The sequence below is a fragment of the Hylemonella sp. GW821-FHT12C09 genome (assembly GCF_058807395.1).
The window spans coordinates 716,920-736,497 of record NZ_JBXAQQ010000001.1 but is presented as its reverse complement, the minus strand read 5'-3'; the positions used below and the strand labels follow the sequence as shown (position 1 = coordinate 736,497).

Below are 19,578 nucleotides of genomic sequence, written 5' to 3'. Positions count from 1 at the left end.
TTCAATTGACGCCGAAGCGCCCGGTCCATTTCTGTTCGTAATTCATTTTCACGAAATGCTCGGCCATGAAGTCGATGAAGGTGCGGACCTTGGCCGACAGGTGCTTGCGGCTGGGGTAGGCCAGGTTGACGGTCAGGCGCGGCAGGTCCCACTCGTCCAGCACGGGCACCAGGCGGCCGGCCACCATGTCGTCGTAGACGATGTAGGTGGGTTGTACCAGGATGCCCATGCCGTCAAGCGCGGCGGCGCGCAGGATCTGGCCATCGTTGGATTCGAGCAGGCCCTTGACCTGCAGGACGGTGCTCTGCTCATCGCGCGTGAAGCGCAGCTCGCCGGGGTTGTTGGCGTAGGTGTAGATCAGCAGCTTGTGCTGGGCCAGCTCTTCCAGCGTCCTGGGCCGGCCATGGCGGGCCAGGTAGCGCGGGGCGGCGACCAGGATGCGGCGCGTCTGCGCCAGGCGGCGCACGGTGATGTTGGAGTCGGGCTCGAACTCGCGGGTGCGGATGGCCACGTCGATGTTGTTGTCGATGATGTCCAGGTAGCGGTTGGCGGCCTCCACGTGCACGGTGACGTTGGGGTAGCGCTCGGTATAGGCGCGCAGCAGTGGCGCGATGTGCTGCATGGAAAAGGACAGCGAGGCGCTGATGCGCAGCATGCCCGTGGGGTTGAGCGTGTGCGCGTTCACCACGTCCTCGGCATCCTTCAGGTCCGCGAGCAGCGTTTTGGCCCGGCTGAAGAATTCCTGGCCGGTATCGGTCAGGAAGAGGCGGCGGGTGTTGCGCTCCACCAGGCGGGCGCCCAGCCGGTCTTCCAGCGCCTGCAGGTGGCGGCTGGCGGCGGCGTTCGAGAGGCCCAGCACCTCGGCGGCGCGGCTCAGGCTGCCCGTTTCGGCCACCTGGACGAACAGCTCAATTTCGGCAAAACGGTCCAAACCGGTCTCCAGTTTTTTCGCTGCGCGGAAAAGTCATTTGCGGCAGCGCTCTTTCCCAAATTGTCGTGGACTTTTACAGTCCGTCAGCTAAGAAAGAACCCGTAGGAGACCTCCGATATGCGCAACCTCAACGAGGACACCATCACCCAGGCCGTGATCGAACGTTTTTCCAGGACGCCCGATCCGCGCCTGAAGGAGATCATGACCAGCCTGGTGCAGCACCTGCACGCCTTTGCGCGCGAGGTGCGGCTGACCGAGGAGGAATGGTTCAAGGGCATCCAGTACCTGACCGACACGGGCCACATGTGCAGCGCCACGCGCCAGGAGTTCATCCTCCTGTCCGACACCCTGGGCCTGTCCATGCTGACCGTGGCCATGAACAACGACAAGCCGGCCGGCTGCACCGAGCCCACGGTCTTCGGCCCCTTCTTCCTGGAGCAGGCGCCCGAGTACCAGCTGGGCGATGACGTGGCCAATGGCGCCAAGGGCGAGCCCTGCCTCGTGAGCGGCACGGTCAAGGGGCTGGGTGGCGAGCCGATTCCGAATGCGCTGATCAACGTCTGGCAGGCCGATGCCGACGGCAACTACGACGTCCAGTACGAGCACCTGGCCCATCCGCAGGCACGCGGCATCCTGCACGCCGACGCGCAGGGGCGTTTCCATTTCAAGACCATCCTGGCCGAGGCCTACCCGATCCCCAGCGACGGTCCGGTGGGCGCCATGCTCAAGGCCACCAACAACCACCCGTGGCGGCCGGCCCACCTGCATTTCATGATCGAGGCGCCGGGCTACGAGCGCCTGATCACCCATGTGTTCCGCGACCACGACCAGTACCTCGACTCCGACGTCGTGTTCGGCGTGCGCTCCACGCTGATCGCGGACTGGGTCAGGCAGGCAGACGGCAGCTACAGCCTGACCTACGACTTCGTGCTCAACCCCGACAAGTGAGAGATGGCCGCAGAGCCATACAGACCCACCACCAACCCGAGGAGACAGACATGCAGAAGCGACAGATCATCCAGTCCGCGCTGTGCGCGGTGTTGCTGGCCACCGGCGTCATGGCCGCCCAGGCCCAGCAGACCTTCAAGCTGACCATCGCGTCCAGCCACCCGCCGGCCATCCCCTGGGTGGGCCTGATGAGCACGGTCTTCGTGCCCGAGGTCAACAAGCGCGTGGCCGAGCTCAACAAGGGCTACAAGATCGAGTGGCGCGAGGCCTACGGCGGCCAGCTCTACAAGGCCAATGCCACGCTGACCAGCGTGGAGCAGAGCGTGACCGACATCGGCTGGGTCTTCCACAACCTGGAAGCCGCCAAGATGCCGCTGGCGCAGTTCGGTACCGTGACACCCTTCACCACCGACGATGTGCGCATCATCCTGGATGTGGTCAACGCGATGCACGAGACGGTGCCCGCGCTCAAGCGCGAATGGGAGCGCAACAACGCCGTCTTCCTGGGCGCCACCGGCGTGGACAGCTACCACCTCTTCACCAAGCAGCCGATCAAGAGCTACGACGAACTCCGGGGCCGCAAGATCTCGGCGCCGGGTTCCATCGGCCTGTGGCTGCGCAACTCGGGCGCGGTGCCGGTGGACGGCTCGCTGACCAGCTACTACACCGACATCCAGTCGGGTGTGTCCGACGGCACCATCTCGATCGCCACCGGCATCCTGCCCAACAAGATCTACGAGGTGGCGCCGCACATCACCAAGGTGAACATCGGCGCGCTCTACATCGGCGGCATGGCCATGAACAAGGACAGCTACGAGAAGCTGCCCAAGGAAGTCCAGCAGATCGTGCGCGACGCCGGCAAGCTCTATTCCCAGGAACTGGGCAAGGTGCTCATGCAGCGTTATGAAGGCGCACTCAAGACCATGGTCGAGGCTGGCGCCAAGCAGTCCGTGCCGGTGACGCTCACCGAGTTCAGCGCGGCCGAGCGCGCCAAGTGGGTCAAGACCATGCCCAACCTGGCGGCCGACTGGGTCAAGAACAATGCCTCCAAGGGGCCGACCAAGGACATCGTCACGACCTACATGAACGAACTGCGCAAGCGCGGCGTCACGCCCGCGCGCGACTGGGACAAGGAGTTGTGACGCACCCCCAGGCTGCGCGCACTGCGTGTCGCTACGCCACCCCCCTGCAGGGGGCAACGCCAGTGGTCCGGCAAAGCCGGTTCCACGGCGTTCCCCGCCTGGGGTTTCGCGCTCATGGCGTGTCTGACGCTTGCTGAGGTTGACTTGTCTTACGAAACAAATACAGACCTGGAGTCCGCACCGCCACCGTCTGCGCCCGACAGCTGGTTCGGCCGCCTGGTCGATGGCCTGAATGCCGCAGGCTCGGTGCTGATCGGCGCCATCATGCTGCTGATGTGCGCTGACGTGTTGTTGCGCGACCTGGTCAACCGCCCGATCGACGGCGTGGCCGAGCTCGTTGCCACCAGCATCGTGATCATCGTCTTCCTGCAGCTGCCCTCCACGCTGCGGCATGGCCGCATGTCACGCGCCGACCTTTTCATCGATCCCTTCATCGCGCGTCGTCCACGCGCCGGTCTGCGTCTGCGTGCGCTGTTCTCGCTGGCCGGCGTGTTTGCCTGCGGCGTGATCGCCTATGCCACCTGGAAGCCGCTGGCGCGGTCCTGGAGTGACAACGAGTTTCTCGGGGTCGAGGGCCTGTTCACCTTCCCGACCTGGCCCATGCGTGCCGTGGTGCTGCTCGGTGCGGCGCTGGCGGCCATTCAGTACCTGTTGCTGGTCGTCCAGGATCTGAAGGAGTCAGCGCATGACTGATCTCCAGGTCGGCCTGCTGGCCATCGTGCTGATGCTGGCCGGCATCTATTTCGGCATGCACATCGGGGTGGCGTTGATCGTCACGTCCTTCGTCAGTGTCGCGCTCATCAAGTCGCCTGACGTGGCGGCGCGTTTCGTGGCGGCCTCGGCCAACGACGCCATCCGTGACTACCTCTTCGGCGTGATCCCCCTGTTTGTGCTCATGGGCATGCTGGTGAGCGTGAGCGGGGTGGGGCGCGACACTTTCGACGTCTTCCAGTGGCTGATGCGGCGCGTGCGCGGCGGCCTGGGCCTGGCCACGGTGGGCGCCAATGCGGTGTTTGCCGCCATCACCGGCATCTCCATCGCCTCGGCCTCGGTCTTCACCAAGGTGGCCGTGCCCGAGATGATCCGCCACGGCTACACCCGGCGTTTTGCGGTCGGCGTGGTGGCCGGCTCCTCGGTGCTGGGCATGCTGATCCCGCCCTCGCTGCTGATGATCATCTACGGCGTGCTGGCCGAGGAATCTGTGGGACGCATGTTCATCGCCGGCATCATCCCGGGCGTCGTGCTGGCCCTGGGTTTCGCGCTGCTGATCGTGGGCATGGCCTATCTGCGCCCGGGCATGATCATGGAGCAGGGCGCCGAGGCGGCGGTGCGCGAGGAGCACCACGAGACCTGGGGCAGCGCCGCCATCAAGTTCATCCCCATCCTCATCCTCATCACCCTGGTACTGGGCGGCCTTTACGGCGGCCTGTTCACGCCGACCGAGGCCGGAGCGGTGGGGGCGGCCGGTGCGCTGGTGATTGCGCTGGTGCGCCGCCGCCTGGACTGGCGCAAGCTGTGGAAGGTGCTGACCGAGACCGGTTATGTATCGGTCTCGGTGCTGTTCCTCATCATCTCGGCCATGCTCTACAGCCGCATGCTGGCGCTCACCGGCATGCCGGCGGCTGTGACCGAGGGCATCACCAGCCTGGGGCTGGGGCCCTGGGGCTTCCTGGCCGCGTATGTGGGCATCGTCGTCACGCTGGGTTGCATCATCGACTCGGTCTCCATCATGCTGATCATGCTGCCCATCGTGCTGCCGATTGCGCGGGCCTTCGGCATGGACATCGTCTGGTTCGGCGTGATCACCGTGGTGGCGGTGGAGATCGGCCTGCTGACGCCGCCCTTCGGCGTCTCGGTCTACACCGTGAAATCGGCGCTGAACGACGCGCGCATCACGGTGCGCGACATCTTTGCCGGCGCTTTCCCTTTCGTGCTGATGATGGTCGCCGTGCTGGTGCTGCTGGTGATTTTCCCCAAGCTGTCCACCTGGCTGGCTTATATGTAATGGAGTAGATGAGATGCTGTTTGCCTTCATCCTGATTGACAAACCCGACCATGGCGATATGCGCCAACGGGTGCGCCCCATGCACAAGGACTACCTGGCCGCCGTGGCCGATCGCATGGCCTTCGCCGGCCCGTTCACGCACGACGATGGTCAGACCATGCTGGGCAGCCTGCTGGTGATCGACTTCCCCAGTCGCGATGCTGCGCACGCCTGGCTGGCCGAGGAGCCTTTCACGAAAGCCGGGCTCTACGCCAGCACCACCATCCACGCTTTCAAGAACCTGTGGCCCCAGAAGGCCGGGTTCCCGCCCGCTGCATGACCGGAGCCGGTTTGTGATCAAGCACATCGTCATGTGGAACGTGCGGGGCGACACGCCGGCCGAGAAGGCCCAGGGCGTTGCCCGGCTGCAGCGCAGCTTCGAGAGCCTGCGCGGGCGCATTCCGGGCCTGCTGCACCTGGAGATCGGCGTGGACAGCAGCCGTATCGACTACGCCTGCGACGTGGTGCTGTATTCCGAGTTCGAGAGCCAGGCCGCGCTGGACGCCTATGGCACGCACCCCGAGCACCTGCGCGTGAAGAACGAGCTGGCCGACCTGCGCATTGCACGCCACCAGGTCGATTACGCCGCGCCCTGAATTTTCTTTTTTTGATTTCCGAGGAACACCATGAACAACTCTTTCAACGACGAACTGCTGATCCGCCAGATGGTGGAGCGCTGGGCCGTGTGGCGCGATGCCGGCGACTGGGAGCGCTTCGCCACCGTCTGGCACCCCGAAGGCGTGATGATGGCCACCTGGTTCCAGGGGCCGTTTGCCGAGTTCATCCGCGTGACACAAGAGGGCTGGGCCAAGGGCGTGAGCATCCTGCACTTCCTGGGCGGTTCGGCCGTCGAGGTGGCGGGGGACCGCGCCATAGCCCAGACCAAGATGACGATCTCGCAACGTGGCATGGTCGAGGGCGAGAACGGTCCCGTCCTGTGCGATGTGGTCTGTACCGGCCGCTTCTACGACTTCGTGACGAAACACAACGGTGCCTGGAAGCTGATCCACCGCCAGCCCATCTACGAGAAGGACCGCATCGACCCGGTGGACTCCAGCGCCGTGCTCAAGCTCGACACGGCCGCGCTGGCGACCTTTCCCGAGGGCTACCGGCACCTGGCCTACATCCAGACGCGCATCGGCTACACCGTCAAGATGGACATGCCCATGCTCAAGGGACCGGTCGTGGATGAGCTTTACAAGCGTGGCGCGCGCTGGCTGGCCGGCGGTCCGCTGGAGCGCTGAGTCCACGTTCTGGTGCCTGCGCAAATTCCATCTCTGAGGAGACAGACATGAAGAAGATCCCTATGCCCTTGAAGCGCCGCGACATCGTGCGCGCCTTGCCCGCCGCAGCCCTGATGAGCCTTGCGCCCCTGGCCTGGGCGCAGGGCGCCTACCCGAATCGCGCCCTGCGCGTGATCGTGCCGCAGCCGCCAGGCGGGGGTTTCGACTTCGTCGCGCGCGCCCTGGGCGAGCGCCTGAGCAAGCAGATCGGCCAGAGCGTGGTGGTGGAGAACAAGCCGGGCTCGGGCACCCTGGTCGGTACGGACGCCGCCGCCAAGGCCGACCCCGACGGCTACACCCTGCTCATGGGCTCGGTCTCCAACATCGCGCTCAACATGGGCCTGTACGAGAAGCTGTCCTATGACAGCCTGCGCGACTTCGAGCCCGTGGGCCTGGCCGTGAGCTACAGCTACACGCTGATGGCGCGCAAGGACCTGCCCTTCAACACGCTGCAGGACGTGGTGGCCTATGCCAAGGCCAATCCGGGCAAGCTGAACTATGCCTCGGCCGGCAACGGTTCGGGCCAGCACGTGCTGGCCGCGGCCTTGTGGCACCTGGCCGGCGTGAACGTGACGCACGTTCCCTACCGCGGTGCCCAGGCGGCCTACCAGGACCTGCTGGGCGGCCGCGTGGACCTGTTCTTCGATCTCTCGTCCACGGCCCGCGGGCAGGTGCAGGCCGGTACCGTCAAGGCCCTGGCGCTGTCCGGTGCCGAGCGCAACCCCATGCACCCGGAGGTGCCAACCATCCTGGAGAGCGGTGTGGCCCCGCTGGATCTGGAATCCTGGTTCGGTTATTTCGTGCCGGGCAAGACGCCGGCAGCCGTGCAGGAGCGCCTGCGCAGCGAACTGGCCAAGGTCATCGCGCAGCCCGAGCTGCAGGAGACCTTCCGCAAGGCCGGCGGCAAGCCGCTGGCCCTGAACACCGAGCAGACCCGCGCGCTGGTCAGGCGCGACGTGGAGCGCTGGACCCGGCTGGTGCGCGACATCGGCATCAAGGCCGACTGAAACCAGGCAGACCGCCGTACGAAACAGACCCACGCCGGCGCCATTTAGAGCGGCGCCGGATAATCATTTCTTTTCCGCAGGACACCTAGACCATGAAAATCGACCAAGCCGCCCTCGACCAGCTCTTCTTCAACGCCCGCACAGCCAACGGCTTCCTCGACAAGCCGGTGCCGCTCGCGCTGCTGCAGGAGGCCTATGACATCGCCAAGATGGCGCCGACCTCCATGAACACCCAGCCGACCCGCTATGTGTTCCTGAACTCGCCCGAAGCCCGCGCACGCCTCAAGCCGGCGCTGAGCCCCGGCAACCTGGACAAGACCATGGCCGCCCCGGTGACCGTGATCGTCGCGACCGACACCAAGTTCTACGAGCACATGCCGCAGATCTGGCACGGTGCAGGTGCCAAGGAGAACTTCGAAGGCAATGCCACGCTGGCCACCAACACGGCCACGCGCAACGGCACGCTGGGCGGCGCCTACTTCATCATCGCCGCGCGCGCCGTGGGCCTGGACTGCGGCCCCATGAGCGGCTTCGACATCGCCAAGGTCAATGCCGAGTTCTTCCCCGATGGCCGCTACGCCACCAACTTCCTGATCAACCTGGGTTTTGCCGACCACAGCAAGGAATTCAAGCGCAATCCGCGCCTGTCCTTCGAGCAGGCTTGCACCGTGCTTTGAGCACGGTGCAAGCCTGACGGCTGCATTGACGGTCACCCCTCCCAACCCTCCCCTTCCAGGGGAGGGCGAGGCCCGCTCCGGGGTCGCGGTCCGCGCCCTGCGGCGACATGAGGCCCACCCCTCCCAACCCTCCCCTTCCTGGGGAGGGCTTCTACCTGGCTGTATCGCTGTAGGACATGCCTGCACAACGCTTGGCGCGCCAGACAGTCGACGGGGCGGGTCGCCCTTTTTAATCGATGAAAATTATTGAGAGAAATTTTATCGATTAATATCCGGGCCCATGAACCCCTGTAGTCCCTCAGCCCTTTTGCAGGCGCCTGGCATTCTTGAGGACGGAGGCGGAGGTTTTGCGGTAATGGTCGGTCAGGCAGCGCACCGCCTCGTCGGCCTTGCCTTCAATAGCGGCGTGGAACAGGGCGGTGTGCTCGGCATGCTCGTTGCGACTGCTGAAATTCCGGGTTGCAGCAATCTGGCGGTAGCGGTAGGCCTCATTGGTGAGCGAGGCACAGAAGTCGCGCAACCAGCGCGAGGGGCAATTGGCCAGCAGCTGCGCGTGAAATTCACGGTGCAGCGTTTCCCAGGCCGGGTTGGGTACGTAATGGCCGCTTGCCAGAGAGCGCGGCGTGCGCGACAGCTTGTGCAGCAGCAGCACCAGCGCGTCTTCCCACTCGGGTGTGCGGGACGCGATCGACTGGCGCAGGCACAGGCTCTCGATGTCGCAGCGGGTCTGGGTCAGGACCTCAAGCTCGTCCCACTGCAGCGGTGCGACGCTGAAGCCGCGTTGATCACTGCGCGCCACCATGCCTTCGGCGGACAGCCGGTTCAGGGCTTCGCGCACCGGACTGGCCCCGACGCCATAACGCGAGCCCACGGCCTCCACTTTCAGTTTTTCTCCAGGCTTGAAGACACCGTGCAGGATGTCGGCGCGCATGGCGTCGTAGACGGCGCTGGCGCGTGTGGTGCCGGAAGCGGCCGACAGCGTGGGCAGGGCGGGTTTTCTTGACATGTCGTTTGATCGATGAATCGAATTTTAGGGGATGCGCATGAGAAACATCACTCAGCACAACGTGACCGACGCCGTCAGAAAGAGTTTCGAGGCCATCGACGACACCCGGCTCAGGTTCCTGATCGAGCGCCTGGTGACCGCGGTCCATGGGTATGCCCGGGACACCGGGCTGACCCACGAAGAGTGGCGGGCTGCGCTGGACTTCCTGAACCGGTCGGCGGCGATCAGCAGCGCCTCGCGCAGCGAGTTCACACTCCTGTCGGATGTGCTGGGGCTGTCGTCCCTGGTGGACCTGCTGGCGGCATCGCCGGGCGCCACCGAGGGCAGTGTGCTGGGCCCCTTCCACAGCCGGGGTTCACCCTGGGTCGAGAGCGGCGCCAGCCTCATCAAGGACAACCCCGGCGAGCCCGTGCTGCTGCGCGGCCGGGTGACGGACACGCAAGGTCTGCCGATTCCTGCGGCGACCGTGGACTTCTGGCAGAACGCCGATAACGGCCTGTACTGGCAGCTCGACAGCTCGCAGCCGCAGGACAACCTGCGCTGCCAGCTGCGCGTGCTGCCAGACGGCACGTTCGAGCTGATGGTGATCCGTCCGCGTCCGTACATGGTGCCGACCGATGGCCCCATCGGCGATCTGCTGCGCGTTTCGCACCGCGATGCCTGGCGGCCGGCGCACTACCACGTCATCGTGGAGGCCCCGGGCTACCGCACGCTCGTGACCGAGATCTTCGATGCCGAAGATCCCTATGTGGCACAGGACGCGGTCTTCGGCGTGCGCGAGTCCCTGGTGGCGGATTTCAAGCCCGGCAACGACCCGGCCGTGCGGGAGAAATACCAGCTCCGTGGCGCTTACCGGGTAGTGGACTTCTCGGTGAAGCTGGCCACGGCGGCCTGAGCGTCAGGCCCCGGGCCGCTTACTGCTCGTCGGCAATGGGGTTGGACAGGATGCCGATGCCCTCGATCTCGATCTCGCAGATGTCACCCGGCGCCATCCAGACCGGCGGCGTGCGTGCGTAGCCGACGCCCGCAGGCGTGCCGGTGATGATCACGTCGCCCGGCTCCAGCGTCATGCACTCGGTGATGATGCGCAGCGATTCGGCGACATCCCAGAGGAAGTCCCTGGTATTGGCGTCCTGCATGACCTTGCCGTTCAGGCGCGACTGGATGCGCAGGCCGGCGGCTCCCGGCGGCAGTTCATCGGGGGTCACCAGCCAGGGACCGAAGGGGCCCGTGTCATCGAAGTTCTTGCCAATGGTCCACTGGTTGGTCTTGCGCTGGTAGTCGCGGATGCTGCCGTCGTTGAAGCAGGCGTAACCGGCCACGCAGTCCAGCGCATCAGCCGCGCTCAGATGGCGTGCACGCTGGCCAATGACAACGGCCAGTTCCGCTTCGTAGTCCAGCTTGGTCGAGGCCTTGGGGCGGATGATGGGCGCCAGGTGGCCGGTCATGGAGGTGGCGCCGCGCAGGAAAAAGCTGGGGTACTCGGGGCGGGCATTGCCGCCCTCCTTGGCGTGGTCGGCATAGTTGAGGCCGAGGCAGACGATCTTGCCCGGGTGGGGCACCACGGGCAGAAAACGCACGCCGGCCAGCGGCTGGAGGGCGGCGGCCGGGGCCTGGGCCGCGGCCTGGCGGGCGGCTTCCAGACCGCCGGCCTGTGCGATCAGCGCACCCATGTCTTTCGGCAGGCCGGGGTCGGCCACGGCCAGATCGACGAACTCCTGGGCCCCGGCGCTTTTGAGCACACCGATGCGGGACTGGCCTTGTGCCTCGAAACTGAACAATCGCATGTCTGTTTTCTTTCTGGGGTGGAAGGGGTTGAATCCTGGACCGTACGAGCTTATTCGACCTTGGCGCCGGTGCTCTTGACCACGGCCCCCCACTTGTCGACTTCCGCACTCAGGAAAGTGCCGAATTCGGCCGAGCTGTTGCGGGTCGACTCCATGCCCAGGCTGACAAATTTCTCTCTGGATTCCGGCAGCTCCATCGCCTTGTTGATCTCGGCATTGATCCGGTCCACCAGGGCCTGCGGCGTGCCGGCCGGCAGGAAAAAACCGACCCAGGTGTAGTCGTCAAAGTCGGTGTAGCCGAATTCGGTGACCGAGGGAACGTCGGGCAGCAGGGCCGAGCGTCTGGCGCTGGTCACGGCGATGGCGCGTATCTTGCCGGCCTTGATCTGCGGCACGGCCGGCGGCATCGAGGTGGAAGACATGGGCGCGTGGCCGGCCACCACGGCGGTGATCGCCTGCGCCGGCTGGTAGGGCACGTGGGTGATGTCCACCTTGGCCGCGACCTTCAGGCGCTCGACCGAGAGGTGGGTGGTGGTGCCGATGCCCGAAGATGCGTAGCTCAGCTTCTCCTTGCGCGCCAGCTCGATCAGTTCCTTCAGGTCCTTCGCCGGCGTGGCCGGATGGACGGTGATGATGTTGGGCGTGCGCGGCCCCAGGGCGAGGGGCACGAAATCCTTGAGGGCGTCATAACCGGCATGGGGGTAGAGCGAGGGGTTGACGGCATAGGCCACGCTGTGTACCAGGATGGTGTAGCCATCGGCCGCGGCGCGCTTGACCTGTCCGGTGGCGATGTTGCCTCCGGCACCGGGCTTGTTTTCCACGGTGAAGGTGCCGCCGGTGGTTTCGCCGAGCTTCTGCGCCACCACGCGGGCAATGACGTCGGTGAAAGCACCCGGGCCGAAGCCGACCACGATGTTGACCGGCTTGGCCTTGGGCCATTCGGACTGGGCCGACGCCATGCCGGCGCCCAGCAGGCCGCAGGCCGCCAGCACCATGCCAAGGCTTTGCACCAGGGTCGGTTTTTTCATGAAGAGTCTCCAGTCGGGATGAAGGGTCGAGGCTAGCGATTGATTATCGATAAAACCAAAGCTAATCGATTAGTGCTTGCCCTAGTACTGCGCCCCAGAGGTAGAGGAACATGATGAAAGCGATGAATTCGTGCGCAGGGCAACGCGGCCATGCGCGCGAAGGCGCGCTTTCATGTTTCGATACTTCTGGGGCGCAGTACCAGCTACCCTTCACGCCGGCCGGCGGCTCTCTCTTACACTTCAGGCCTGCCCGCACCTGGGCAGGTCTGAAGAGAGTTCCTCCTTGAATTTCCCCGTCATCACCGATCCGTACTTTTATCTGGTATCGGTCCCCGCGGTGCTCTTGCTGGGCATCAGCAAAAGCGGCTTTGGCGCCGGCTTCGGCTCGCTGGCCGTGCCCCTGATGGCGCTGGCGGTGACGGTGCCCCAGGCTGCGGCCATCCTGATGCCGGTGCTGCTGCTCATCGACCTCTTCGGGATCACCGCCCTGCGCAAGGACTTTGACAAGGCCCTGCTCAAGTTCATGATTCCCTTCGGCCTGCTGGGCACGCTGATCGGCACCTTGCTCTTCAAGCTGTTGGCGGCCCAGGTCGTGGCCGGCGTTGTGGGTGTGCTCACGCTGCTGTTCCTGGCCCAGCGCCTGCTGTTCCCGCCGCATGCCGACAGCGTGCCGCCGCCGCGCTGGCTGGGAGGCGTGCTGGTCACCGCGGGCGGTTTCACGAGTTTTGTGGCCCATGCGGGCGGCCCGCCCATCACGGCCTATGTGCTGCCGCTCAAACTGAGCCCGCTGGTCTTTGCGGCCACGATGTCCTGGTTCTTCTTTTTCATCAACCTGGCCAAATGGGTGCCGTATGCCTGGCTGGGCCTGCTGGATTGGCGCAACCTGGCCACCTCCATCATGTTGCTGCCGCTGGCGCCGGTGGGGGTATGGATCGGCGTGCGCCTGGCGCGGCGCATCAATCCCAAGCTGTTTTATCGGCTGATCTATCTGGGACTGCTGCTGACGGGCACCAAGCTGGTCTGGGACGCCTTCCACTGAAGGTCAATGGTTTTTCGCCTCGGCCTGGCTGCGCTCGCGCTCGGCACGCTCCTGCGCCATCTGCTCTTCCAGCTGTTGCCGTCCCTGCTTCACCACGGCGATCAGCTGCTGGCGGTCCTTGTAATGCGGGTGCATCTTCTCGAACAGCTCCAGGTTGTGCTGGCGGAAGCGCCAGGCGAAGGCGCGCGCCTGCTCGTGCGTGTGGCCCAGCAGCTCCAGCACGCTGCGCGCGCTGCGCAGGCTGGACTCGAAGAGCTCGCGCTGCACGAGCTGCACGCCCCGTTCGCGCAGCTCGTGCCAGTGCGTCACGTCGCGCGCACGCGCCACGATCTGCAGGCCGGGGAAGTGCTCGCGCACCAGGTCGACGATCTTGAGCGACTGTTCCTTGTCGTCCACCGCCACCACCAGCACCCGGGCGCTGGCGGCGCCCGCGATGCGCAGCAGGTCCAGGCGGGTGGCGTCGCCGTAGTGCACGCGGTAGCCGAAGCTGCGCGCTGCCTCGATCATGTCGGCGTCGTGGTCGAGCACGGTGCTGGGGATGCCCTGGGCCAGCATGACACGCGCCACGATCTGGCCGTAACGGCCGAAGCCGGCAATGAGCACCGGCGCCTCCTGCGGCTCCGAGATTTCGTCCAAGGCAGCGCCGCCACCGGCCGCGGCCAGGCGCGGCGCCAGCAGTTTGTCCACGGCCACCAGCAGCAGCGGGCTGAGCAGCATGGACAGGGCCACCGCGCCGATCAGCAGCGAGGTCGTCTGCGGGCTCATCACGCTCGCGCCGGCGGCTGTCTGGAACACCACGAAGGCAAACTCGCCGCCCTGCGCCAGCAGCAGGGTGATGACCGGGCGCTCCTGCAGCGGCACCTGCATGAAGCGCATCATGACGAGGATCAGCGCCAGCTTGATGGCCATGAAACCGCCCAGCAGTGCCAGCATCAGCCCGGGTGAGGCACGCAGCACCGACAGGTCGATGCTCATGCCCACGGCGATGAAGAACAGGCCCAGCAGTAGGCCCTTGAAGGGCTCGATGTCGGTCTCCAGCTCGCGCCGGTATTCGCTCTCGGCCAGCAGTACGCCGGCCAGGAAGGCGCCCAGGCCCATGGACAGGCCCACCTGCTGCATCAGCCCGGCAATGCCCACCACCAGCAGCAGGGCGGCGGCCGTGAAGATCTCGGGCGTGCGGCTGCGCGCGATCCAGCGCAACAGGGGGCGCAACAGCAGGCGGCCACCCAGCACGATGCCCCCGATGACGAGCACGATCTTGGCCAGCTCGCCCCAGCGGAAGTCATCATTGGTGGCCTGGCCCGGTTCGGCGCCCAGCAGGGGCAGCAGCGCCAGGATGGGGATGGCGGCCACGTCCTGGAACAGCAGGATGGAAAAGCCGGCCTGGCCGCCCGGGGTGGGCAGCAGGTTGCGCTCGCCCATGACCTGCAGGGCGATGGCGGTGGAGGACAGGGCCAGGCCCAGGGCGGCCACCAGCGGTATCTTCCAGCCGCCCAGCTGGGCCGGGAACAGCAGGCCCAGCGCATAGAGACCGAGGAACAGGGCGGCGGCGCAGGCCAGCACCTGGGCGCTGCCCCAGCCGAAAATGGGCCGGCGCAGGCTCCACAGCCGGCGCGGCTCCAGTTCCAGCCCGATCAGGAAGAGCATGAGCACCACGCCGAACTCGGCGAAATGCAGCACGTCCTGCACCTCGCTGACCAGGCCCAGGCCCCAGGGGCCGATGATGAGTCCGGCCCCGAGGTAGCCGATGATGGCGCCCAGCCCCAGGTATTTGCTCAGGGGCACGGCGATCACGGCGGCGCACAAGTAGACGAAGGTGTGGCTGAGCCAGCTGGGGGTGTGTTCCATGAATGAGACGCTCGGGCGGCAAACCAGGCGGTAGAAGCTTGACCCTACGCTAACATAGGGCTTGGTCAGACTACAAGGAGCGCGTGATGCCGGTCGTCGTGGTTGCCAATCCCAAAGGGGGGGTCGGAAAGTCCACCCTCTCCACCAATATTGCGGGCTACTACGCCAGCAAGGGCCACACCGTGATGCTGGGCGACGCCGATCGCCAGCAGTCCTCGCGGCTGTGGCTGGGTCTGAGACCGGCCACAGCCCGTCCGATCCAGCCCTGGGAGGTCGGCGAGGACCGCGTGGCCAAGCTGCCCAAGGGCACCACGCATGTGGTGCTGGACACGCCCGCCGGCCTCAAGGGTGCGCGCATGAAGGACGTGCTGGACCATGCCGACAAGGTCATCGTGCCCCTGCAGCCCAGCGTGTTCGACATCTTTGCCACGCGCAGCTTCCTGGACGAGATCAAGGAACACCGCCACAAGGGCATGAAGGTCGGCATCGTGGGCATGCGGGTGGACGGGCGTACCCTGTCGGCCGACAAGCTCAGGGCCTTCGTGGAAAGTCTGGGTCTGCCGGTGCTGGGCTACCTGCGGGACACGCAGAACTACATCCATCTGGCGGCGCACGGCCTCACGCTCTTCGACGTGGCACCCAGCCGTGTGGAGAAGGACCTGGAGCAGTGGCAGGGCATCTGCCGCTGGCTCGATACCTAGTACTGCGCCCCAGGCGTATCGGAACATGAAAGCGCGCCTTCGCGCGCATGGCCCTGCGCACGAATTCATTGCTTTCATCATGTTCCTCGACCTCCGGGTTGCAGTACTGGCATCGTCACCGGGATGACAGCGCGGCTGGCGCCACGGCCGCTACAGTGAGCACATGAAAACCTTTCAATCCCTCCAGGAGTTCCCCGCCCTCGTGGGCCAGGAGGTCGCGGTCAGCGACTGGCTCACGATCACGCAGGAACAGGTCAATCAGTTTGCCCAGGCCACGGGCGACCACCAGTGGATCCACGTCGACGTGGACAAGGCCAAGGCCGGGCCTTTTGGCGGGCCGATCGCGCATGGCTTCCTCACGCTGTCGCTGCTGCCGAGGTTCTTCGAAAGCACCCTGGAGATCGTCGAATCAAGCATGGGCGTGAACTACGGCCTCAACCGCGTGCGTTTCATGGCCCCAGTGCCTGTGGGCAGCCGCCTGCGCGCGCGCATGAAGCTGCTGGCCTGCGAGCCCATCGACAACCACGGTGTTCAGATGACGTGGGAAGTGACGATCGAGCGCGAAGGCGCGGCCAAGCCGGTCTGCGTGGCCGAGTCGATCGCGCGGCGTTATCCCTGAGGCGGCCTATGCCGTCGAAAATCCGTTCTGACGCCAAGCCTCGAATACCGTCACCGCCACGGCATTGGAGAGGTTGAGGCTGCGCTGGCCCGCCCGCATCGGCAGCTTGATCTGCTGGCCGGGGCCGAAGGCGGCGCGAACGGTGTCGGGCAGGCCGCTGGTTTCCGAGCCGAAAACCAGCCAGTCCCCGGGCTGGAAAGCCACGTCGTGCACAAAACGCGTGCCACGTGTGGTGAGCGCGAACATGCGCTCGGGCCGCGGCTGTTCGTCGGCCAGGAAAGCGTCCCAGCTGGCATGGCGGTGCAGTTCGGCGTACTCGTGGTAGTCCAGGCCGGCGCGGCGCATCAGCCGGTCTTCCATGGAAAAGCCCAAGGGCTCGATCAGGTGCAGGGTGCAACCGGTGTTGGCGGCCAGGCGGATGACATTGCCCGTGTTGGGCGGGATCTCGGGGTGGACCAGGACAATGTGGAACATGCGTGGATTGTCATTCAGTGCGGGCCAATACCAGCGCAGTGATGTGCGAGGCTCCGGCTGAGCGCAAGGCCTGCGCCGCCGTGTAGAGCGAGGCGCCACTGGTCATCACGTCATCGACCAGCAGCACATTCCGGCCTTCGATCTCCTTGGCCCGCCCCGGGGCCACGCCGAAAGCGCCCCGCACATTGCGCAGGCGTGCCGGTCGCGGCAGGCTGCTTTGCGCCGGTGTGTCATGCAGCCGCAGCAGCACATCGGTCCGGGTCTTGCCAGGCGCCAGATGGCGCGCCAGTTCCAGGGCCTGGTTGAAACCTCGTACACGCAACCGTTCGCGCGACAGCGGCATGGGCAGCACCAGGTCCGCGGCGTCCAGCGCCGGCTCGGCCCAGGGCGTGCTGCGCATCAGCAGGGCCAGCGCCTGCGCCCAGCCCGGGCTGGCACCGAACTTGTAGCGGGCGATCAGGCCGCTCCAGGGGTATTCATAAGCCACGGCGCCCAAACAGAGGTCCAGGGGAGGGGTTTGCTTGATGCATGCGCCGCAACGTTCCACACCCTGCGGCACCGGCAGGGCGCAGCTGCGGCAGCGCGGGCGGGGCTGGGCAAAACGTGCCACACAGGCTTCGCACAGGGCCTGCGCAGGCCAGGCGTGGCAGACCGCGCACTGGCTGGGCAGGGCGGTGGTCAGCCGGTCGAGCAGGGTGCGGAACAGGGTCACTTGCGGACGGGGCCAAAGCAGGCGAGGGGAATCAATATACTCGCCAGCTTCGCCCATGACCGACCACCGTCCCCCCACCATCGACCCTCCCGCTGCCGCGCGCTGGGCCCAGCGGCCGCAAACCGCTTCCGCCTGGCTGCACGAGGAGGTGGGGCGTCGCATGGAGCAGCGGCTGGACTGGATCGTGCGCCAGCCGCAGCGCTGGTTGCACTGGGAACCGGTGCGCGGCGGCTTGCAGGTGCAGGCCCTGCTGGCGCGCCGTTATCCCCGCGCGCAGGCGCTGGTCAGCGCCGCGCTGCCGCAGGAAAAAGAGTTGGCCCTGCGCGCGGCGGCCCGGCCCTGGTGGCATCCGGCGCGCTGGCGTGCGGCGCCCGCCGCGGCGCCGGCCGAACTGCTCTGGGCCAATATGTTGCTGCACATGGCGGCCGACCCGCAGGCCCTGATCCAGCGCTGGCACAAGGCGCTGGCGGTGGATGGTTTCCTGATGTTTTCCTGCTTCGGCCCCGATACCCTGCGCGAACTGCGTGCGCTTTACCAGTCCCTGGGCTGGCCGGCGCCAGCACATGAGTTCACCGACATGCATGACTGGGGCGACATGCTGGTGGCGGCAGGTTTTGCCGAGCCGGTGATGGATATGGAGCGCATCGAGCTGACCTTCGAGACGCCGCAGCGCCTGTTGCAGGAGCTGCGCGAGCTCGGCCGTAACCTGCATCCGGGCCGTTTTGCCGGCCTGCGGGGCCGCGGCTGGTTTGAACACCTGCATCAGGCCCTGTTGCGGCTGGCGGATCCGGCGCAGGACGGCCGCCTCACACTGAGCTTCGAGATCATCTATGGCCATGCCCTGCGGCCGTCCCCGCGCCTGCCCGTGGGCAGCGAGACGCGCTTCTCCGTCGAGGATCTGCGATCGACCTTGATCAAAAGCAAAACCGGCAAGCCCGGTGTTTGATCCAGGTCACACCGGGATTACCCTGATTTGGGCTTGGTTACAATAAGCGGTTGCTGAACTTTCGATTCTCACCGCAGCCTGCTTTTTGCCGACCTCAGGGCGGCAGGAACATCGGCCACAAGCCGCATGCAGGCGAGCCTGGGCAGTCCTGGATTATTTAAGACCTTGAAGAAGTGAACATGATGAAGAGCATTTCTAATAAATTGGCTTCACTGCTGCTCATGGCTGGCGCTTGGGCCGGTACCGCGGCCTTCACCGCAGCCCAGGCTGTCAACGACCTGCCCGGCGGGCCGGCCGTCAACCAGCTCAACCTGCATCCCGCGGTCACCAAGATTGCTGCGGAGCAGCAGTGGCTGCACTGGTTCCTGCTGATCATCTGCACCGTCATCTTTGTGGCGGTGTTCGGTGTGATGTTCTATTCCATCCTGAAGCACCGCAAGTCGGTGGGCCACAAGCCGGCTGACTTCCATGAGTCCGTGGCCGTGGAAATCGCCTGGACCGTCATCCCCTTCATCATCGTGATCCTGATGGCCCTGCCGGCCACCAAGACCGTGGTCGCCATGAAGGACACCAGCAACGCTGATCTGACCATCAAGGCGACGGGTTACCAGTGGAAGTGGGGCTACGACTACCTCAAGGGCGAGGGCGAAGGCATCGGCTTCCTGTCCACGCTGGACAGCTCCCACCGTGCCATGTCCGAGTCCGGCAAGCCGGCGCCTACCGACAACTACCTGCTCAAGGTGGACAACCCCCTGGTTGTGCCGGTCGACAAGAAGATCCGCATCATCACCACCGCCAACGACGTGATCCACGCCTTCATGGTGCCGGCTTTCGGCATCAAGCAGGACGCCATCCCCGGCTTCGTGCGCGACACCTGGTTCCGCGCTGAGCAGACCGGTGACTTCTACGGCCAGTGCGCCGAGCTGTGCGGCAAGGAACACGCCTACATGCCCATCCACGTGAAGGTGCTGTCCGCAGAGGACTACGCCAAGTGGGTGGATGGCCAGAAGAAGGCCATGGCCGCCAAGGCCGACGATCCGGCCAAGGTCTGGGTGCTGGACGATCTGGCCAAGCGTGGCGAGAAAGTCTATGCCGCCAACTGCGCCGCCTGCCACCAGGCCAACGGCAAGGGTGCCGGCCCGATCAAGGCGCTGGACGGTTCGGCCATCGTGCAGGACGCCGACAAGGGCAAGCAGATCGCCATGCTGCTCAACGGCAAGGGCGCCATGCCGGCCTGGAAACAGCTGAGCGACACCGAGATCGCTGCCGTCATCACCTACACCAAGAACAGCTGGTCCAACAAGACCGGCCAACTGGTGCAGCCGGCCGACATCAAGACCGCCCGCAAGTAATTAGTCGTCAGACGCTTAGAGTATTGAGAAGGAA

General features: G+C 65.6%; 22 protein-coding genes. 15 read left to right on the top strand and 7 right to left on the bottom strand.

What is annotated here, in order from left to right; translation table 11 throughout:
• Window position 1 precedes the first annotated feature (1 nt).
• Window positions 2-931: a LysR family transcriptional regulator gene (locus AC1RRP_RS03680; RefSeq protein WP_493033317.1), complete on the bottom strand. Its 930-nt coding sequence runs from the start codon at window positions 929-931 to the stop codon at window positions 2-4.
• A gap of 117 nt (window positions 932-1,048) precedes the next feature.
• Here AC1RRP_RS03680 and AC1RRP_RS03675 point away from each other — a divergent pair, with 117 nt between their 5' ends.
• The 9 genes from AC1RRP_RS03675 (at window position 1,049) to AC1RRP_RS03635 (ending at window position 8,032) form a co-directional block, all read left to right on the top strand.
• Window positions 1,049-1,879 (top strand): intradiol ring-cleavage dioxygenase, encoded by an 831-nt coding sequence (locus AC1RRP_RS03675; protein ID WP_493033315.1) that lies wholly within the window; start codon window positions 1,049-1,051, stop codon window positions 1,877-1,879.
• Window positions 1,880-1,929: 50 nt separating this feature from the next.
• Window positions 1,930-3,021 carry a C4-dicarboxylate TRAP transporter substrate-binding protein gene (locus tag AC1RRP_RS03670; protein ID WP_493033313.1) on the top strand — a complete coding sequence of 364 codons (1,092 nt, stop codon included), beginning with the start codon at window positions 1,930-1,932 and terminating at the stop codon, window positions 3,019-3,021.
• 144 nt (window positions 3,022-3,165) lie between these two features.
• On the top strand, window positions 3,166-3,714 hold the full coding sequence (locus AC1RRP_RS03665; RefSeq protein WP_493033311.1) for a TRAP transporter small permease subunit: 549 nt from the start codon (window positions 3,166-3,168) through the stop codon (window positions 3,712-3,714).
• A complete protein-coding gene (locus tag AC1RRP_RS03660; RefSeq protein WP_493033309.1) occupies window positions 3,707-5,026 on the top strand; it encodes a TRAP transporter large permease in 1,320 nt (439 codons plus the stop codon). Before AC1RRP_RS03665 ends, AC1RRP_RS03660 begins: the two co-directional genes overlap by 8 nt.
• A gap of 13 nt (window positions 5,027-5,039) precedes the next feature.
• On the top strand, window positions 5,040-5,345 hold the full coding sequence (locus AC1RRP_RS03655; protein WP_493033307.1) for a YciI family protein: 306 nt from the start codon (window positions 5,040-5,042) through the stop codon (window positions 5,343-5,345).
• A gap of 13 nt (window positions 5,346-5,358) precedes the next feature.
• Window positions 5,359-5,661 carry a Dabb family protein gene (locus tag AC1RRP_RS03650; RefSeq protein ID WP_493033305.1) on the top strand — a complete coding sequence of 101 codons (303 nt, stop codon included), beginning with the start codon at window positions 5,359-5,361 and terminating at the stop codon, window positions 5,659-5,661.
• A 30-nt stretch (window positions 5,662-5,691) separates the two neighbouring features.
• On the top strand, window positions 5,692-6,309 hold the full coding sequence (locus AC1RRP_RS03645; RefSeq protein WP_493033303.1) for a nuclear transport factor 2 family protein: 618 nt from the start codon (window positions 5,692-5,694) through the stop codon (window positions 6,307-6,309).
• A gap of 47 nt (window positions 6,310-6,356) precedes the next feature.
• On the top strand, window positions 6,357-7,355 hold the full coding sequence (locus AC1RRP_RS03640) for a Bug family tripartite tricarboxylate transporter substrate binding protein (protein ID WP_493033301.1): 999 nt from the start codon (window positions 6,357-6,359) through the stop codon (window positions 7,353-7,355).
• A gap of 92 nt (window positions 7,356-7,447) precedes the next feature.
• The gene (locus tag AC1RRP_RS03635) at window positions 7,448-8,032 is read left to right on the top strand and encodes a malonic semialdehyde reductase (RefSeq protein WP_493033299.1); all 585 of its coding nucleotides are present in this window, start codon (window positions 7,448-7,450) and stop codon (window positions 8,030-8,032) included.
• 298 nt (window positions 8,033-8,330) lie between these two features.
• Here the strand turns inward: AC1RRP_RS03635 and AC1RRP_RS03630 are convergent, their stop codons facing one another.
• Window positions 8,331-9,038: a GntR family transcriptional regulator gene (locus AC1RRP_RS03630; protein WP_493033297.1), complete on the bottom strand. Its 708-nt coding sequence runs from the start codon at window positions 9,036-9,038 to the stop codon at window positions 8,331-8,333.
• 37 nt (window positions 9,039-9,075) lie between these two features.
• Between AC1RRP_RS03630 and AC1RRP_RS03625 the strand changes: the two genes are divergently transcribed.
• Window positions 9,076-9,933: a dioxygenase family protein gene (locus AC1RRP_RS03625; protein WP_493033295.1), complete on the top strand. Its 858-nt coding sequence runs from the start codon at window positions 9,076-9,078 to the stop codon at window positions 9,931-9,933.
• 19 nt (window positions 9,934-9,952) lie between these two features.
• Here the strand turns inward: AC1RRP_RS03625 and AC1RRP_RS03620 are convergent, their stop codons facing one another.
• Window positions 9,953-10,825, bottom strand: a complete 873-nt coding sequence (locus AC1RRP_RS03620; RefSeq protein ID WP_493033293.1) for a fumarylacetoacetate hydrolase family protein — start codon at window positions 10,823-10,825, stop codon at window positions 9,953-9,955.
• A 50-nt stretch (window positions 10,826-10,875) separates the two neighbouring features.
• A complete protein-coding gene (locus tag AC1RRP_RS03615) occupies window positions 10,876-11,853 on the bottom strand; it encodes a Bug family tripartite tricarboxylate transporter substrate binding protein (protein WP_493033291.1) in 978 nt (325 codons plus the stop codon).
• A 283-nt stretch (window positions 11,854-12,136) separates the two neighbouring features.
• On the opposite strand from AC1RRP_RS03615, the gene AC1RRP_RS03610 reads away from it, so the two are divergent.
• The gene (locus AC1RRP_RS03610) at window positions 12,137-12,892 is read left to right on the top strand and encodes a sulfite exporter TauE/SafE family protein (protein ID WP_493033289.1); all 756 of its coding nucleotides are present in this window, start codon (window positions 12,137-12,139) and stop codon (window positions 12,890-12,892) included.
• Window positions 12,893-12,895: 3 nt separating this feature from the next.
• On the opposite strand, the gene kefC is transcribed toward AC1RRP_RS03610, so the two are convergent.
• Window positions 12,896-14,740, bottom strand: coding sequence for a glutathione-regulated potassium-efflux system protein KefC (gene kefC / locus AC1RRP_RS03605; protein ID WP_493033287.1), 1,845 nt, complete (start codon window positions 14,738-14,740; stop codon window positions 12,896-12,898).
• Window positions 14,741-14,826: 86 nt separating this feature from the next.
• Between kefC and AC1RRP_RS03600 the strand changes: the two genes are divergently transcribed.
• Together AC1RRP_RS03600 and AC1RRP_RS03595 are read left to right on the top strand one after the other, a co-directional pair.
• On the top strand, window positions 14,827-15,441 hold the full coding sequence (locus tag AC1RRP_RS03600; RefSeq protein WP_493033285.1) for a nucleotide-binding protein: 615 nt from the start codon (window positions 14,827-14,829) through the stop codon (window positions 15,439-15,441).
• Between the two features lie 163 nt (window positions 15,442-15,604).
• Window positions 15,605-16,060 (top strand): MaoC family dehydratase, encoded by a 456-nt coding sequence (locus AC1RRP_RS03595; RefSeq protein WP_493033283.1) that lies wholly within the window; start codon window positions 15,605-15,607, stop codon window positions 16,058-16,060.
• 6 nt (window positions 16,061-16,066) lie between these two features.
• Here AC1RRP_RS03595 and trmL read toward each other — a convergent pair whose 3' ends face one another.
• Together trmL and AC1RRP_RS03585 are read right to left on the bottom strand one after the other, a co-directional pair.
• On the bottom strand, window positions 16,067-16,534 hold the full coding sequence (gene trmL, locus AC1RRP_RS03590; RefSeq protein WP_493033281.1) for a tRNA (uridine(34)/cytosine(34)/5-carboxymethylaminomethyluridine(34)-2'-O)-methyltransferase TrmL: 468 nt from the start codon (window positions 16,532-16,534) through the stop codon (window positions 16,067-16,069).
• A 10-nt stretch (window positions 16,535-16,544) separates the two neighbouring features.
• A complete protein-coding gene (locus AC1RRP_RS03585; RefSeq protein WP_493033440.1) occupies window positions 16,545-17,240 on the bottom strand; it encodes a ComF family protein in 696 nt (231 codons plus the stop codon).
• A gap of 61 nt (window positions 17,241-17,301) precedes the next feature.
• Here AC1RRP_RS03585 and AC1RRP_RS03580 point away from each other — a divergent pair, with 61 nt between their 5' ends.
• Window positions 17,302-18,192: a biotin synthase gene (locus tag AC1RRP_RS03580; RefSeq protein ID WP_493033279.1), complete on the top strand. Its 891-nt coding sequence runs from the start codon at window positions 17,302-17,304 to the stop codon at window positions 18,190-18,192.
• Window positions 18,193-18,374: 182 nt separating this feature from the next.
• A complete protein-coding gene (gene coxB, locus AC1RRP_RS03575) occupies window positions 18,375-19,544 on the top strand; it encodes a cytochrome c oxidase subunit II (RefSeq protein WP_493033438.1) in 1,170 nt (389 codons plus the stop codon).
• The last annotated feature ends 34 nt before the right edge of the window (window positions 19,545-19,578 follow it).

Excerpts from the sequence above, each read along its gene's own strand:
- AC1RRP_RS03675 (WP_493033315.1), top strand. The coding sequence starts at position 1,049 with ATGCGCAACCTCAACGAGGACACCATCACCCAGGCCGTGATCGAACGT.
- AC1RRP_RS03670 (WP_493033313.1), top strand. The coding sequence starts at position 1,930 with ATGCAGAAGCGACAGATCATCCAGTCCGCGCTGTGCGCGGTGTTGCTG.
- AC1RRP_RS03660 (WP_493033309.1), top strand. The coding sequence starts at position 3,707 with ATGACTGATCTCCAGGTCGGCCTGCTGGCCATCGTGCTGATGCTGGCC.
- AC1RRP_RS03655 (WP_493033307.1), top strand. The coding sequence starts at position 5,040 with ATGCTGTTTGCCTTCATCCTGATTGACAAACCCGACCATGGCGATATG.
- AC1RRP_RS03645 (WP_493033303.1), top strand. The coding sequence starts at position 5,692 with ATGAACAACTCTTTCAACGACGAACTGCTGATCCGCCAGATGGTGGAG.
- AC1RRP_RS03640 (WP_493033301.1), top strand. The coding sequence starts at position 6,357 with ATGAAGAAGATCCCTATGCCCTTGAAGCGCCGCGACATCGTGCGCGCC.
- AC1RRP_RS03635 (WP_493033299.1), top strand. The coding sequence starts at position 7,448 with ATGAAAATCGACCAAGCCGCCCTCGACCAGCTCTTCTTCAACGCCCGC.
- AC1RRP_RS03630 (WP_493033297.1), bottom strand. The coding sequence starts at position 9,038 with ATGTCAAGAAAACCCGCCCTGCCCACGCTGTCGGCCGCTTCCGGCACC.
- AC1RRP_RS03625 (WP_493033295.1), top strand. The coding sequence starts at position 9,076 with ATGAGAAACATCACTCAGCACAACGTGACCGACGCCGTCAGAAAGAGT.
- AC1RRP_RS03620 (WP_493033293.1), bottom strand. The coding sequence starts at position 10,825 with ATGCGATTGTTCAGTTTCGAGGCACAAGGCCAGTCCCGCATCGGTGTG.
- AC1RRP_RS03615 (WP_493033291.1), bottom strand. The coding sequence starts at position 11,853 with ATGAAAAAACCGACCCTGGTGCAAAGCCTTGGCATGGTGCTGGCGGCC.
- kefC (WP_493033287.1), bottom strand. The coding sequence starts at position 14,740 with ATGGAACACACCCCCAGCTGGCTCAGCCACACCTTCGTCTACTTGTGC.
- AC1RRP_RS03600 (WP_493033285.1), top strand. The coding sequence starts at position 14,827 with ATGCCGGTCGTCGTGGTTGCCAATCCCAAAGGGGGGGTCGGAAAGTCC.
- AC1RRP_RS03595 (WP_493033283.1), top strand. The coding sequence starts at position 15,605 with ATGAAAACCTTTCAATCCCTCCAGGAGTTCCCCGCCCTCGTGGGCCAG.
- trmL (WP_493033281.1), bottom strand. The coding sequence starts at position 16,534 with ATGTTCCACATTGTCCTGGTCCACCCCGAGATCCCGCCCAACACGGGC.
- AC1RRP_RS03580 (WP_493033279.1), top strand. The coding sequence starts at position 17,302 with ATGACCGACCACCGTCCCCCCACCATCGACCCTCCCGCTGCCGCGCGC.
- coxB (WP_493033438.1), top strand. The coding sequence starts at position 18,375 with ATGAAGAGCATTTCTAATAAATTGGCTTCACTGCTGCTCATGGCTGGC.